At 75.5% G+C, this 14,352-nt stretch carries 13 protein-coding genes and 1 pseudogene; 8 read left to right on the top strand and 6 right to left on the bottom strand.

All coding sequences use genetic code 11. The features are described from left to right. Window positions 1–140: 140 nt before the first annotated feature. Window positions 141–1,499 carry a DUF2252 domain-containing protein gene (locus tag ABT093_RS29830; RefSeq protein WP_350569734.1) on the top strand — a complete coding sequence of 453 codons (1,359 nt, stop codon included), beginning with the start codon at window positions 141–143 and terminating at the stop codon, window positions 1,497–1,499. A gap of 73 nt (window positions 1,500–1,572) precedes the next feature. Here ABT093_RS29830 and ABT093_RS29825 read toward each other — a convergent pair whose 3' ends face one another. Next, entirely contained in the window at window positions 1,573–2,436 is an 864-nt protein-coding gene (locus ABT093_RS29825) for an alpha/beta fold hydrolase (protein ID WP_350569732.1), read from the bottom strand. Window positions 2,437–2,485: 49 nt separating this feature from the next. Here ABT093_RS29825 and ABT093_RS29820 point away from each other — a divergent pair, with 49 nt between their 5' ends. Then, window positions 2,486–3,094 carry a TetR/AcrR family transcriptional regulator gene (locus ABT093_RS29820; RefSeq protein WP_350569731.1) on the top strand — a complete coding sequence of 203 codons (609 nt, stop codon included), beginning with the start codon at window positions 2,486–2,488 and terminating at the stop codon, window positions 3,092–3,094. A gap of 976 nt (window positions 3,095–4,070) precedes the next feature. After that, window positions 4,071–4,397: pseudogene (locus ABT093_RS29815) on the top strand (DUF6891 domain-containing protein); the annotation flags it as partial. A gap of 126 nt (window positions 4,398–4,523) precedes the next feature. On the opposite strand, the gene ABT093_RS29810 reads toward ABT093_RS29815, so the two are convergent. Both ABT093_RS29810 and ABT093_RS29805 read right to left on the bottom strand, forming a co-directional pair. Continuing rightward, entirely contained in the window at window positions 4,524–5,441 is a 918-nt protein-coding gene (locus ABT093_RS29810) for a diacylglycerol kinase (RefSeq protein WP_350569729.1), read from the bottom strand. Continuing rightward, window positions 5,438–7,063, bottom strand: coding sequence for an FAD-binding oxidoreductase (locus tag ABT093_RS29805; protein ID WP_502884344.1), 1,626 nt, complete (start codon window positions 7,061–7,063; stop codon window positions 5,438–5,440). The genes ABT093_RS29810 and ABT093_RS29805 overlap by 4 nt, the downstream gene beginning before the upstream one ends. 20 nt (window positions 7,064–7,083) lie before the next feature. Here ABT093_RS29805 and ABT093_RS29800 point away from each other — a divergent pair, with 20 nt between their 5' ends. Together ABT093_RS29800 and ABT093_RS29795 are read left to right on the top strand one after the other, a co-directional pair. Beyond that, window positions 7,084–7,692 carry a TetR/AcrR family transcriptional regulator gene (locus ABT093_RS29800; RefSeq protein WP_350569727.1) on the top strand — a complete coding sequence of 203 codons (609 nt, stop codon included), beginning with the start codon at window positions 7,084–7,086 and terminating at the stop codon, window positions 7,690–7,692. 100 nt (window positions 7,693–7,792) lie between these two features. Continuing rightward, the gene (locus tag ABT093_RS29795; RefSeq protein WP_350569726.1) at window positions 7,793–9,364 is read left to right on the top strand and encodes a glycerol-3-phosphate dehydrogenase/oxidase; all 1,572 of its coding nucleotides are present in this window, start codon (window positions 7,793–7,795) and stop codon (window positions 9,362–9,364) included. 4 nt (window positions 9,365–9,368) lie between these two features. Here the strand turns inward: ABT093_RS29795 and ABT093_RS29790 are convergent, their stop codons facing one another. Further along, entirely contained in the window at window positions 9,369–9,671 is a 303-nt protein-coding gene (locus ABT093_RS29790; protein WP_350569724.1) for a hypothetical protein, read from the bottom strand. A gap of 363 nt (window positions 9,672–10,034) precedes the next feature. Here ABT093_RS29790 and ABT093_RS29785 point away from each other — a divergent pair, with 363 nt between their 5' ends. Next, the gene (locus tag ABT093_RS29785; RefSeq protein WP_350569722.1) at window positions 10,035–10,505 is read left to right on the top strand and encodes a hypothetical protein; all 471 of its coding nucleotides are present in this window, start codon (window positions 10,035–10,037) and stop codon (window positions 10,503–10,505) included. Between the two features lie 13 nt (window positions 10,506–10,518). Here the strand turns inward: ABT093_RS29785 and ABT093_RS29780 are convergent, their stop codons facing one another. Further along, window positions 10,519–11,271, bottom strand: a complete 753-nt coding sequence (locus ABT093_RS29780) for an SDR family oxidoreductase (RefSeq protein WP_350569720.1) — start codon at window positions 11,269–11,271, stop codon at window positions 10,519–10,521. 71 nt (window positions 11,272–11,342) lie between these two features. Between ABT093_RS29780 and ABT093_RS29775 the strand changes: the two genes are divergently transcribed. After that, window positions 11,343–12,275, top strand: coding sequence for a LysR family transcriptional regulator (locus tag ABT093_RS29775; protein WP_350569718.1), 933 nt, complete (start codon window positions 11,343–11,345; stop codon window positions 12,273–12,275). 53 nt (window positions 12,276–12,328) lie between these two features. After that, the gene (locus ABT093_RS29770; protein ID WP_350569716.1) at window positions 12,329–12,904 is read left to right on the top strand and encodes a TerD family protein; all 576 of its coding nucleotides are present in this window, start codon (window positions 12,329–12,331) and stop codon (window positions 12,902–12,904) included. A 19-nt stretch (window positions 12,905–12,923) separates the two neighbouring features. Here ABT093_RS29770 and ABT093_RS29765 read toward each other — a convergent pair whose 3' ends face one another. Beyond that, complete coding sequence (locus ABT093_RS29765; RefSeq protein ID WP_350569714.1) at window positions 12,924–14,252, bottom strand: FAD binding domain-containing protein; 1,329 nt, start codon at window positions 14,250–14,252, stop codon at window positions 12,924–12,926. Between the last annotated feature and the right edge of the window lie 100 nt (window positions 14,253–14,352).

Genomic DNA, 14,352 nt, shown 5'->3' with positions numbered 1-14,352 from the left:
CGCGCCCCGACGTACCGCCCCGACATGCCGCGCCGCACCGGCTGCCCTAGCGTCGCGGGCAGGCGGCCCACTGCCGGCCCGCCCCCGGAGCGCCGCGTACGCCACGTATGCCACGTCCCCGCCACGCCGAGGAGCCGCGCATGACCAGTCCGACCGAACGCCGGCGGCGCGGCCGGGCCGCGCGCGACCGGATCCCGCGCTCCGCCCACGGCCGCTGGATCCCCGCCGCCGACCGCCCCGACCCGCTGACCGTCCTGGCCCGCCAGGCCGAGGACCGGCTCACCGACCTCAACCCGATCCGCTACGGCCGGATGGCCGAATCCCCGTTCGCCTTCCTGCGCGGCGCCGCCGCCGTCATGGCCGCCGACCTCGCGGCCGTCCCCGAGACCGGCATCACCGTCCAACTCTGCGGCGACGCCCACCTGTTGAACTTCGGTGTGTACGCCTCCCCGGAGCGGGCACTGCTCTTCGACGTCAACGACTTCGACGAGACCTACCCCGGCCCCTTCGAGTGGGACGTCAAACGGCTCGCCGCCAGCGTCGCCGTCGCCGCCCGCGACAACGGCCACACCGAGGAGCGGGTCCGCCGGGCCGCGCTCACCGCCGCGCAGGGTTACGCCCTCGCCATGCGCCGCCTCGCCGACATGGGCGAACTCGACGTCTGGTACGCGCGGATCGACACCGACGACATCCTCCCGCTGGTCCGCAAGAGCCGCCGCAAGCGCGTCGAGGCCACCCTCGACAAGGCCCGCCGCCGCACCAGCCTGCAGGCCTTCGGCAAGCTCACCGAGCAGGACGAGAACGGCCGGCGCCGGATCGTCAGCGACCCGCCGCTGCTCGAACCGGTCGCGCGCGACGAACTGCGCCGGGTCGGCAAGATCTTCGGCGACTACCGGGCCACCCTCGCCGAGGACCGCCGCGTCCTGCTCGACCGCTTCCAGCTGGTCGACGCCGCCCGCAAGGTGGTCGGCGTCGGCAGCGTCGGCACCCGCTGCTTCATCCTCCTGCTGGAGGGCCGCGACGAGCGCGACCCGCTGTTCCTCCAGATCAAGGAGGCCGGGCGGTCCGTCCTGGAGGAGCACCTGCCCGCCACCCGCCCCACCGCCGAGGCCCCGGTGGCGCACGGCGGGCGGCGCGTCGTCACCGGGCAGCACCTCCTGCAGGCCGCCAGCGACATCTTCCTCGGCTGGACCACCGGACCGGCCGGCCGGCACTTCTACGGCCGCCAGCTGCGCGACATGAAGGGCTCCGTCGACGTCGGCGGCATGACCCCCACCGACCTGCGGGGCTACGCCGACCTCTGCGGACGCGCGCTGGCCCGCGCGCACGCCCGCTCCGGCGACCGCCTCGCCGTCGCCGGCTACCTCGGCACCTCGGACACCTTCGCCGAGGCCGTCGCCGACTTCGCCGTCCTGTACGCCGACCGGACCGCCGCCGACCGCGCCGCGCTGGTCGCGGCGATCGACGCCGGCGCCGTGTCGGCGCGGCGGGGGGTCTGAGGCCCGTCACCCGTTCCCGCCGGGGAGTGGCGGCCGGCCCGTCACCCGGCGCCCCGCCCCGGCCGGCCCGGCGCTACGCCCCGATGGCTTCGAGGAGGTGGTCGGCGACCACGTCCGGCCGGTCGCTCGTCAGCGCGTGGCCGGCGCCGGGCACCACCGCCACCCGGGCCGCGGGCACCAGCCGGCCGAGGCGCTCGGCGACCGCGTGCGAGTCGTGCATGGCGCTGCGCGCCCCGAGCAGGAACAGTGCGGGCACCCGCAGGCGGTCCAGGTCCTGGTCGGAGAAGACCGGCGGAACCGGCAGCGCGCGGCGGAATCCGGTCGACGCGCGCATCAGGCCCATCAGTCGGGTCTCCAGGATGGCGCTGTTGCCGATCAGACGGGCCAGGCCGGGGCGCAGCGGCCGGGGCGCGGCCGAGGCGAGCGCGCCCGCGATCAGCCAGGCGTAGAAGCGCGGGCCGAACCCGGAGAAGCCCGCCGGGTCCAGCAGGGTGAGGGAGGCGGTCCGGCCGGGGTGGTGGATCTCGTGGCACAGGGCCAGCCAGCCGCCGTAGGAGCAGCCCACGAGGTGGGCGTCCGTCGCGTCCAGCCCGGTCAGCACCTCGTCCAGCCAGGCGGCGCCGTCCCGGCCGTCGGCGATCGGCGCGCTCTGCACGCTCGCGCCCGGCTCGCCGACGGTGTCGACGGCGAGCACCGGGCGGTGCCGGGCCAGCAGTTCGACGTAGCCGTGCCACATCAGCGCGTTCCCGCCGGAGCCCGGCAGCAGGACGACGGGCGCGCCGTCCTGCTGCCCCGTGCGGTAGACGCGGGTGGCGCCGAAGGAGGTCGGCAGGTCGATCGCCGTTCGTGGCCCGGGCCAGAGCTCCGCCAGGGTCTGCTCGTAGGCAGCGAGGAAACGCTGCCGTGCCCGGTCGTTCCTGAACTCGCTGATTCGCATGGTACATGTGTATCACGGCATGATACGGGTGTACCAGGGAGGTGGGTTCATGAACGCGCGGGTCGAGCACGAGGAACGCCGGCGGCAGATCGCGGAGGCGCTGCTGCGGATCGCCGACACCCAGGGGCTGCAGTCGGCCAGCATGCGGGCGGTCGCCACCGAGGCGGGCGTCTCGCTGCGGCTGGTGCAGTACTACTTCGAGACCAAGCAGGGACTGCTGCTGGACGCCCTGGCCCGGCTGACCGCCCAGCTCCAGGCCCGCATGGAGCGGTGGATCGCCGAGTCGGCGGGCTCCCCGCCCACGCCGCGCGGCGTCGTGACCGCGATCCTGTCCTGCATCCTGCCCACCGACGCGGAGAGCCGCCGGATCACCCGGACCTTCGCCGCCTACTACACCCTGGTGCTGGGCGACCCCGAGGTTCTGGAGAAGCACGGCGCGCGGCAGCCCGAGGTGCTGGAGGGCTTCCTCGCCAAGCAGCTGGACGCGGCGCAGCGGGCCGGCCAGATCGACCCCGGCAAGGACCCCGCGGTCGCCGCCGCCGGCCTGCTGGCCATGGTCAACGGCCTGGGCTCCAGCGTGCTGGGCGGCCAGCGCACCGGCGAAGCGGCGCTCGCCATCCTCACCCACCACCTGGACGAGCTGTTCCTGACGCCGTGACGGCCCCCGCCGTACCGGTGCCCCACGGCCCGGCAGCGCCGGCCGGTGGCCCCGGCCGGCGCGGGTACCCGGCTGTCGGACCGCCGGGGTTTACTCCATGCCCATGGACGACACCGCTCATCTCGCCGTGATCGACGACCTCCTGGCCCGGCCGCTGCCGGAAGACGGGCCGGGGTACCAGGTGGCCGGACTCGCCGCCACCGATCTGGCGGCGCTGGTGACCGCGCTGAGGGCGCGGTTCGGGCCCGCCAGGGCCGTGGCCCTGGACGGGTTCACGGATCCGTCGCTGCGGCGGCTGCCCGGGCCGCCGCTGGCCGAGGTGCTGGCGGAGCGGGCGGTCGAGATGTACGGGTGGAGCATGGGGCGGCGGTGGCTCGGCGTCGGCCGGTTCACGGGCGACGGGGAGGCCCTCACCGTCGTGACGGCGCCCGTCGCGCAGCGCCGGACAGGACCCGCCGGCTCGTCATGGGTCGAGGACCTCGCCGCGCTCACCGGCCGGCACGGGCCCCGGCGGCCGGTCGACTGGGCGGCGGTGGAGGGGGAGCTGGGCCTTCGCCTGCCCCGCGACTACAAGCTGCTGGTCGAGACCTTCGGCGCGGGCAGCTTCGACGACAGCCTCGAACTCTGCACGCCGGGAGCGGAGTACGCCCGCCTCGAACCCCCCGCCGACGACCCGGCCGCCGACGACCCGGCCACCGGCCCCGCCGACGGGCCCGCGCTCCGGCTGCTCCAGTGGGCGGTGTCCTCGGCCGAGCACGCGTTCTGCTGGCTGCTGGAGGGGCCGGACCCGGAGGCCTGGCCGGTCCTCGCCCGCGGCGACGCGTGGGAGCCCTGGCAGCGGTTCGACTGCACCTCGGCGGAGTTCGTCCACCGGATGCTCACCGACCCGCGGCACCCCTACTCCCTCGCCCGGCACGTCGAGACCCACTGGTTCACCGCCGCCGATTGTCAGTGCCCCGTGCCAGGATCTGGCGTCATGCTGGAGATCACGGTGCGGACGGAGAACGACGAGAGCCACCCGCGGCCGGAGGCCGAGGCGCTGGCGGGGCTGGTGCGGCGGATCGGGGAGCGCAAGGACCGCTTCCTGGTGGTCGAGCGGATACCCGACGAGCCGGACGTCTACGTGCAGGTCTGGCACGAGGAGGGCGGGGATTACACGCTGGAGCACCGCGACGGCGGGGCGGACCGGCACTTCCAGGTGCTCCTGGGCGACGCCGGGCCGGTGATCGCCGCCATGACCGCCTGGGCCCGCCGCGAGCCGTCCTGGGGCGACGGGTTCGCCTGGGAGCGGCTGGAGCTGGGGTAGTGCCGCAGCCGGCGGCCGGGGCGGTCAACAGCGGCGGCGCCGGCTTCGCGGCACCGGCCCCGGTGGTCCACCGCATCCGCGACCACGGCTGCGCCCCGCCGCCCCCGTGCCGGGCGGCCGTGCTCAGGGCGCCGGGGTGAGCAGGTGGAGGGCGGCGGGGACGGCGCTGACGGTGAGCGGGAGCGGGGCCATGAACTCGCCGTCGGCGTAGGCGGTGATGGCGGGGGAGGAGAGGTGCAGGGACGGGGTGCGGTGGGTGGTGACCTGGGGGTGGGTGATGTGCGTGCCCTTGAGGAGGGTGGGGAAGAAACGGGCGATGCGCCGGCGGGGCATGGCGTCGACGAGGGTGACGTCGAGCAGGCCGTCGGCGGGGTCGGCGCCGGGGCAGATGAGCATGCCGCCGCCGTAGCTGCTGGTGTTGCCGACCGCGGCGAGGGTGAGGTCGCGGCCGATCACGGTGCCGTCGGCGAGGGTGATCCGGAACGGCAGCGGGCGGAGGTTGGCGAACTCGACGGCGATCGCGAGGTGGTAGCGCATCCGGCCGCGCGGCCAGCGCAGCCGGTTGGTGCGGTCGCTGACCAGGGAGTCGAAGCCGCTGGCGAGCACGGAACCGAACCACCGGGTGGTGCCGTCCGCGCCGGTGATCCGGCCGAGGTCGACGGTGCGGGTGTGGCCGGCGGCGATGACGTCGGCGGCGGCCTCGGCGTCGTCGCGGGGCAGGCCGTGCGCGCGGGCGTGGTCGTTGCCGGTGCCCGCCGGTACGACGCCGAGCGGGGTGGCGGTGGCGGCGACGGCCTGCAGCGCGAGGTTGATCATCCCGTCGCCGCCGACGACCACCAGCGCGTCGCAGGAGTCGGAGGCGACGGCCGAGCGCGCGAGGGCGAGCGAGTCGGCGGCCGAGGTCCCCGCCCGCGCGTCCACGGTGATGCCGTGGGCGCGCAGGCGGGCGGTGGCGCGGCGGGCGGCCAGCTCGGAGTGGCCGGCGGCCGCCGCGGGGTTGGTGAGGAGAACGACGCGGGCGATGGTTCTCCGGCCGCTCATGGGATCAGCTTGCCCGGGTTGAGGATGCCGGCCGGGTCCAGCTCGGCCTTGACGGCGCGCAGGATGCGTACCCCGACCTCGCCGATCTCCTGCGCCATCCAGGGGCGGTGGTCGGTGCCCACCGCGTGGTGGTGGGTGATGGTGCCGCCCGAGCGCACGATGGCGTCGCAGGCGGCGCGCTTGGCGGCGCCCCAGCGCTCCAGCGGCTCCTCGCCGAGCGCGGCGACCACGGTGAAGTAGAGGGAGGCGCCGGTCGGGTAGACGTGCGAGATGTGGCACAGGACGAGGGCGCCGGGCAGCGCCTCGGTCAGCGCGGCGGTGACGGCGAACCGCAGGGCCGGCAGCTGCTGCCAGTTGGTGGCGGTCTCCAGCGTCTCGCACAGCGCCCCCGCGTCGAGCAGCGAGTCGCGCAGGTAGGGGGCGTTGAACCGGCCGTGCTCCCAGGCCCGGGCGGGCGCCTCGCCGAGCGAGGTGCCGCCGGCGGCGAGCAGGGCGGCGCGGGTGAGCTGGTGGCGGGCGGCTACCTGCTCGGCGGTGCCCTCGAAGACGGTGACGGCCAGGCAGCCGGTCACCGCGGCCTCGCCGCCGATCTTGTCGGTCATCGCGAGGTTGACCATGGTCTCGGCCTCGTCGGAGAGCCGGATGACGGTCGGTCCGGTGTCCTGCTGCTCGACGGCGCGCAGCGCGGCGGTGCCGGTGACGAAGTCGGCGAACGACCAGGCCTCGTACGCCTTGACGGCCGGCACGGGGTGCACCCGCACCCGTACGGCGGTGATCACGCCGAGGGTGCCCTCCGAGCCGAGGAACAGCTCGCGCAGGTCCGGGCCGGCGGCGGAGGCGGGGGCGCGGCCGAGGTCCAGCACGCCCGCCGGGGTGACGACGCGCAGGCCGCGCACCATCTCGTCGAACCGCCCGTGGCCGGCCGAGTTCTGCCCGGAGGAACGGGTGGCCGCGAAGCCGCCGATGGTGGCGAAGCGGAAGCTCTGCGGGTAGTGGCCGAGTTCGAAGCCGCGCTCGGCGAGCAGCGCCTCCGCGGCCGGGCCGGTGAGGCCGGCGCCGAGCAGCGCCTCGCCGGAGGTCTCGTCGAGGTCGAGCAGCCCGTCGAGGCGGCGCAGGTCGAGGGAGACGACGGCGGCGAACCCGTCGCGCCGCGGCTCCAGCCCGCCGACGACGCTGGTGCCGCCTCCGAACGGCACGACCGCGATCCGGCGCTCGGCGCAGACGGCGAGCAGCGCGGCGATCTCCTCCTCGCCGCCGGGCAGCACCACGGCGTCGGGCGCGTCCTGCGGCGCGCGCGAGCGGCGGCGCAGCAGGTCGGGGGTGGACTTGCCGCCGGCCCGCGGGAGCCGGTCGGCGTCGGCGGTGCCGACGTGGGCCTCGCCGACGACGGCGACGAGCGCCGCGAGGTCCTCGGGGGTGAGGGCGGAGGGCCGCAGCACGACCTCCGAGGCGTCCGGGCCGGGGGCGGCGTCGCCGGTGACGCCGAGGGCGGCGGCGAGCAGGCCCTTGATGTCGGCGGACAGCTCCTTGGCGAGGGCCGGGTCGCCCCAGGCGTCCCACTTCATCGGGGGGAGGGGCAGCGCGGCGGCTCCGGCCGGCGCTGCTTGCTTCTCGGGGGTCATGCGTTACAGTTTTACACATCATGTCAAGTAGTAACGATGGCCCCGGAGGCCCCGGACCGTCCGCCGAACCGCGCGGAACCGACGACGCGATCCTCGACGCCGCCGCCGAGCTGATCGTCCAACTCGGCGTGCGCCGAACCCAGTTGGCTGAGATCGCGCGCCGTGCCGGGGTGAGCCGGCCGACCGTCTACCGGCGCTGGCCGGACGTGCGGGCGGTGATCGGCGCGCTGCTCACCCGCGAGATCGGGGCCACCCGGGACGCCGTCCGGCTCGCCGGCGCCGACCGGGCCGCGTTCGTCGAGGGCGTCGTCGAGGTGGCCGTCCGGCTGCGCGACCACCCGGTGCTCGGCGCGCTGCTGCGCTCGGCCGACTCCGACACGCTCTTCGAGTACGTGGTCGAGCGCCTCGGCGAGAGCCAGCGCGGGCTGCTGGAGGCGCTGGAGGCCGGCATCGCCGAGGGGCAGCGGCACGGCTCGATCCGGGCCGGCGAGCCGGTCGAGCTCGCCGCGATGGTGCTGCTGATCGCCCAGTCCACCGTCCAGTCGCACCGCATGGTGGCCTCGCTGCTGCCCGAGCCGGCCTGGCGGCGCGAACTCGCCCGCGCCCTCGACGGCTACCTCGCGCCGTGAACCCGCGCCTTGACGGGCTGTATCGCGCCGTGAACCCGCGCTCCTGACGGCTGTCCCACGCCGTGAACCCGACGACCCCGAGCCGCTACGGAGACCGCAGATGACCACCACCGCCGGGCCCTTCGCCGGGACCACCCGACTCACCGCCCGCCGCCGGGAGCTGGACCTCGACGCGCTCGCCGCCGGGCCGGCCGTCGACCTGCTGGTGATCGGCGGCGGGGTGACCGGCGTGGGCGTCGCCCTGGACGCGGCCGCGCGCGGGCTCTGCGTGGCCCTGGTCGAGGCCCGTGACCTCGCCTTCGGGACGAGCCGGTGGAGCTCCAAGCTCGTCCACGGCGGCCTGCGCTACCTCGCCTCCGGGCGGATCGGCGTGGCCCGCGAGAGCGCCGTCGAGCGCGGTGTGCTGATGACCCGCACCGCCCCGCACCTGGTCCGTCCACTGCCCCAACTGGTGCCGCTGCTGGACGGCTTGATGAAGCCCGCGCAGACCGCCCTGGTCCGGGCCGGCTTCCTCGCCGGCGACGCGCTGCGGCTGAGCGCCGGCACCCCGGGCAGCCTGCTGCCGCGGGTGCGCAAGGTGGGTGCCGCCCGGGCCCGCGCCCTGGTGCCGGGCCTGCGCGGCACCGGGCTGTCCGGCGCGCTGGTCGCCCATGACGGCCAACTCGTCGACGACGCCCGCCTGGTGGTGGCACTGGCCCGCACGGCGGCGCAGTACGGGGTGTCCGTGCTGACCCGGGTGCGCGCCGAGCAGGTGACCGGGACCGGCGCCCGGCTCACCGACACCCTGACCGGCGAATCGTTTCTCCTCGGCGCCCGCGCCGTCGTCAACGCCACCGGCGTGTGGGCGGGCGAGGTGGACCCGTCCATCCGGCTGCGCCCCAGCCGGGGCACCCACCTGGTGGTCGACGCGGCCGCGCTCGGCCGGCCCGCCGCCGCGCTCACCGTGCCCGTCCCCGGCTCCACCAGCCGCTTCGTCTTCGCGCTGCCGCAGCAGCTCGGCCGGGTGGCGATCGGCCTCACCGACGAGGACGCCCCCGGCCCGATCCCCGACGAGCCGCAGCCCACCGAGGCCGAGCTGGACTTCCTCCTCGACACCGTGAACGCCGCCCTGGAGACCGCCCTGACCAGGGCCGACGTGCGCGGCGCCTACGCCGGACTGCGGCCGCTGATCGACACCGGCGACGGCGCCACCGCCGACCTCTCCCGGCAGCACGCCGTCCTGGAGTCGCCGGACGGCGTGATCACCGTGGTCGGCGGCAAGCTCACCACCTACCGCCGGATGGCCGAGGACGCGGTGGACACCGCCGTCCGGCTGCGCGGCCTGCCCGCCCGCGCCTGCTGGACGGCCCGCCTGCCGCTGGTCGGCGCACCCGGCCACCGCGACAGCCGCCCGGTGCCGGAGGGCGAGGTGGCGGCCTCGCTGCTCGCCCGGCACGGCGGCGCGGCGCGCGAAGTGCTGGCGGCGGGGGAGGAGTTGCTGGGCGCCGGGTACGGCGCGCCGGTCGCGGAGGGGATCGACGTCAGCCGCGCCGAGATCGCGTACGCGCTCACCCACGAGGGCGCGCTGGACGCCGAGGACGTGCTGCACCGGCGCACCCGGATCGGCCTCGTCCCGGCGGACGCGGAGCGGGCGCGGGCGGCGGTGGAGGGGATCGCGGCGGAGCTGGGCTGAGGGCTCAGCGCTCCGTCCGCTCCTCCATCGGGTGCACGGCCCCGCCCAGCTCCAGCGTGCAGTCGAGCGGCCGTTCCGCCACGCCGGTCCGCTCCAGCCGCACCGCCACCGGCCGCCCGGGCCCCTCCGGCGGCCCCGGCAGTTCCGCGGCGAGCGCGAGCGGGTACACCCCGTGACCGTGCACCCGGTGGAAGGCCACCTCCTTGCCGTCCACCAGCACCTCGGTCTCGGTGATCCACCCGGAGCGGACGTTCACCGTGACGGAACGGCCACCCCGGTCGAGGTGGAAGCTGTGCCGCTGACGCATGGGGGCCTCCCGACCGGTCCGGCGGAAACACGGTCAGTCTACGACCAACCCGCCAAGGTGTCCGAGAGTGCGGCAATGGCAATGATCTTGCACGAAAACCGCTGTGGCGGTGGTGCCCGTGCGGGTCGGAGCTCTCGGGCGCCGGGTGTGTGCCGAGCGGCCCTCACCCTGCATGACCTGCGTGGGCGGCGAGCGGCATCGCCTGGCCTGGACCCCGATTGGCGATTTCGTTCGGGACGCATGCTGACCTCGGCCGCGGGGAGGGTTCTCTCCGCGGCCGAGGTGTGTCCTGGGGTGGTGGACCGGTCGGTAGGTTGGCGGGTTGGCGGGTTGGCGGGTTGGCGGAGGGTTGGGGGCGGGCCGGTGTTCCAGTACCGGGTGGTGAAGTACTCGGCGGAGGAGCGGGCGGGGACGGTGCCGGCGTGGACGGCGATGTCCGACATCGGTGGGAGCTTCGGTGGGGAGGTGCTCACCGAAGCGGAGTACCTGGAGACGGAGGGGCGGTATCTCGCGGCCGTCCGCCGGTTCGCGGCGGTGCAGGGGGTGACCGGGCTGCGGGTCGACGGGCTGGAGGTCTACCCCGAGAGCCCGTGGTGGCAGCGGGTCGCCGAGGGGGACCGGCTGGCGCTCGACGAGGCGATCGAGCTGGCGAGGTCGATTCTGCGCGAGGAGTTCGTCTGGTGCAGGCTCGTCGGTGACGGCGGCTTCTTCGTGCACTTCGGCTACGACTACTACATGTACCTCGGCGCCGCGCACTCGCCGGAGGAAGCCGTCCGGGTGGTCCGCGAGTCCGGCCTCCGAGTCGACGAGTTCGAGTCGCCGTACCTCGATTAGCCGCGGCCGGCGCTCAGGCCAGGCGGGCGCCGCCGTCGATGTGGAGGGTGGTGCCGGTGACGAAGGGGCTGGTCATGGCGAAGTGGACGGCGCGGACCAGGTCGTCGGTGGTGCCGGTGCGGCGGGCGGGGTTGCGGGTGGCGGTGGAGTGGAGGAAGGCGGCCTTGTCGGCGCCCAGGCGGTCCCAGGCGCCGGTGTCGACGATGCCGGGGGAGACGGCGTTGACGCGGACCGGGGCGATCTCGACGGCGAGGGCCTGGACGAGGAAGGCGAGGGCGCCGTTGGTGGTGGCCATCACGGTGCGGGCGGGGGCCGGGCGCCAGGCGGCGACGCCGGAGAAGAAGGTGAACGAGGCGCCGTCGGGGGTGTCGGTGGCGGCGTTCGGGGCGAGGTGCTTGGCGAGCAGCAGCGGGCCGTAGACCTTGGCGGCGAACGCCCGGTGGACGTCGGCGAGTTCGAGCTCGGCGAGCGGGCCGTTGGCGGGCATGGCGGCGGTGGAGACCAGGTGGTCGAAGCGGCCGGTGGCGGCGGCGAGGGCGGCGATGGAGGCCTCGTCGGCGAGGTCGACGGGGACGACCTTGGCGGGGCCGGACAGTTCGCCGGCCGTCCACTCCAGCTTGCGCGGGTCCGGGCCGGCGAGGATCAGTTCGGCTCCGGCGGCGGAGGCGGCGTGGGCGAGGGCGCGGCCGGTGTGCGAGCCGGCGCCGACCACGACGACGCGGCGGGAGGCGAGGGGGAGCTCGGTGTCGGTGTTGGTGTTCGTCATGGGGAAAGGCTGCGCCGAGCAGCGGTGATGCGTCCAAGGCTTGTTTTCTGGGAAAGCCATAAACTGTGTGCATGGCTACCCTCCGGCAGTTCGAGTACCTGGTGACCGTCGTCGACACCGGCTCCTTCACCCGCGCCGCCGAGCTGCTGCACGTCACCCAGCCCGCGCTGTCGCACCAGGTGCGGGCGCTGGAGAAGGCGGTCGGCGGGCCGCTGCTGGAGCGGCTGCCGCGGGCGGTGCGGCTGACGCCGATGGGGCGGGCGGTGCTGCCGCACGCGCGGGCGGCGCTGGCGGACGCCGAGCGGCTGCGCGCGGCGGCCCGGCAGGCGGCCGGACTCGCGGGCGGGGAACTGGAGTTGGCGACGGTGTACTCGGTGAGCCTGGGCATCCTGCCGCCGGTGCTGCGGGCCTGGCGGGCCGCGCATCCGGCGGTGCGGATCCGGCTGCGGGAGTTCGCGCACACCGAGGAGCTGCGGGCGGCGATGGCGGCCGGGCAGGCGGACGTGGCGGTGGGGACGCCGCCGGCGGACTGGGAGGGGCCGGTCCGGGAGCTGGGGGTGGAGGAGTTCGTCCTGGTTCTTCCGGAGGAAGGCGAGGAGGACGGGCCGGCGGCGGCGGGCCGGGTGCCGCTGGCGGCGCTGGCCGGACGCGACTGGGTGCACTACGCCCCGGGCAACGGTCTGGCGGACCTGCTGGACGCGGCCTGCGCGGAGGCCGGGTTCCGGCCCCGGGCGGCGGTGCGCACCGAGCAGACGGCGGCGGCGCCGCTGCTCGCGGCGGCCGGACTGGGGCCGGCGCTGGTGCCGGCGAACATCGTGCCGACCGGGTTCGACGGGCTGGTGCGCCGGCCCGAACCGCCGGTACGGCGGCCGCTGGTGGCGTACACCCGCACCAGGCCGGACGCCTTGACGGCGGCCTTCGTCGAGCTGCTGGCCCGCCAGGCCTGTCTGCTGCCGGACCACGTGGCCCGGATGCTGTCGTCCTCGGGCAACGGATGCCCGTGATCTCTACAGTGCTGTAGATTCTTCGGCAGAGAGAGCGACCGAGGAGGGCAATCGTGGGAGTTTCGCTGGCCAAGGGCGGCAATGTCTCGCTGACCAAGGAAGCGCCGGGGCTGACGGCCGTCATCGTCGGGCTCGGCTGGGACGTCCGTACCACCACCGGCGCCGACTACGACCTGGACGCGAGTGCGCTGCTCTGCACCGCGCACGGCAAGGTCGTCTCGGACCAGCACTTCGTCTTCTTCAACAACCTGCGCAGCCCGGACGGTTCGGTCGAGCACAGCGGCGACAACCTGACCGGTGGCGGCGACGGCGACGACGAGCAGATCAAGGTCGACCTGGAGGCCGTCCCGGCCGACGTGGTCAGGGTGGTCTTCCCGGTGTCGATCTACGACGCGGATGCCCGGTTCCAGAGTTTCGGGCAGGTGCGCAACGCCTTCATCCGGATCGTCAACCAGGCCAACGGCCAGGAGATCGCCCGCTACGACCTCACCGAGGACGCCTCCACCGAGACGGCGATGGTCTTCGGCGAGCTGTACCGCAACGGCGCCGAGTGGAAGTTCCGCGCGATCGGCCAGGGCTACGCCTCCGGCCTGCGCGGCATCGCCACCGACTACGGCGTGAACGTCTGATCCGAGCGGTGACGGCGGGTCAGTTCCCGTCGGCCGACGGCGGGTTCGGCTTCCGGTCCAGTGCCAGGCCGCCGAACCCGCCCGAGGTGCCCAGCTGTCCGCGCCACCACGCGGCCATCCCCGGCCCGTCGATGGCCGACCAGTCGGGTGCCCCGGTGACCTGCGCCCGGCCGAGCCGGCGGCTGAGGTCCACCAGGGCGCGCCCGGCCTCGCCGCGTTCGAGGTCGTAGCCGGGCAGCAGTCCGGCCCAGTCGTCGGCCGCCCGCCAGGCGTCCTCGAAGGCGCAGGCGTCCTGCAGCGCCTTGGCCGCGCCGCTGGTGGTGTGCGGGCGGACGAGGGTGGCCGCGTCGCCGGCCAGCAGCAGGCGCCCGGCGGTGCGGCGCGGGGTCGCGAGGTCGTGGATCGGCTGGAGCAGGATCCGTTCGACCGGGGTGAGGGCGACCACGCCCGCCCAGTACGGCGGCAGGACGCGTTCGGCGAGTTCGGCCAGTTCGCCGTGACGGGCGGTGTCGAGCGCGCCGACCGGGAAGCCGAGCGGGTCGGAGTCCTCGTCGGCGCGCCGCAGCCAGGCGGGCGCGGGGGCGTAGAAGACCCAGTTGACCAGGGTGGAGCCGGGGGTGAGCCCGGGGATGCGGTAGAGGACGACCTGGCCGCCGGGGTAGCAGACGGTGATCACCTCCTCCTCGGGCCAGCGGGCCGCGCCGCCCGGGAGGGTGTCGAGCAGCCGGGCGTCGAAGCTGCCGCGCCAGGCGACGTACCCGGCGTACTCGGACCGGGCTTCGGGGCAGACGGCGGCGCGCACCACCGAGCGGTGGCCGTCGGCGCCGACCACCAGGTCGTACTCCTCGCGCCCGCCGGACGCCGTCTCCACCCACGCGGGCCCGGCGCCGACGTCGCCCGAACCGGAGCCGCTACCGCCACCGGCACCGCCACCGGCACCGCCACCGGCACCGCCCCCGCCGACCGCCGTGACGGCCGTGCCGGGCCGGAACTCCACGCCGTCCGGGATGCGTTCGCGCAGCCCCTGCCAGAGCACGCCCCAGTGGTAGGAGTGCATGGCCATCGGCTGCACCCACAGCACCCGCCCGCGCGGGTCGCCGTCCTCGCCGCGGGCCACCCAGTGCCGGGCGGTGACGGGGTGGTGGCGGATGCCGTCGTCGAGGTGCCCGGCCCGCACCAGTTCGTCGTAGCGGTCCAGCACGACGCACAGGCCCACCCCGCGGTCCTCCAGGTGCCCCGGGCTGCGCTCCAGCACGGTGACCCGCTCGGCGCCGCCCCGGGCCGCCGCCCGCGCGAACGCGCACCCCGCGACGCTGCCGCCGACCACGGCGACCGATCCACCCCGCACGACCGTCCTCCTCGCCGGGCCGACCGGCCCCGTCCGTCGTAGCGTCGACGATACGACGTGAACTGATGATCCGTCAGCGAAAGTCCGCAGCGGCCTCCGC

The sequence above is a fragment of the Kitasatospora sp. NPDC002551 genome (assembly GCF_040296005.1).
GTDB lineage: Bacteria > Actinomycetota > Actinomycetes > Streptomycetales > Streptomycetaceae > Kitasatospora.
This window is presented reverse-complemented; position numbering and strand designations above follow the sequence as displayed.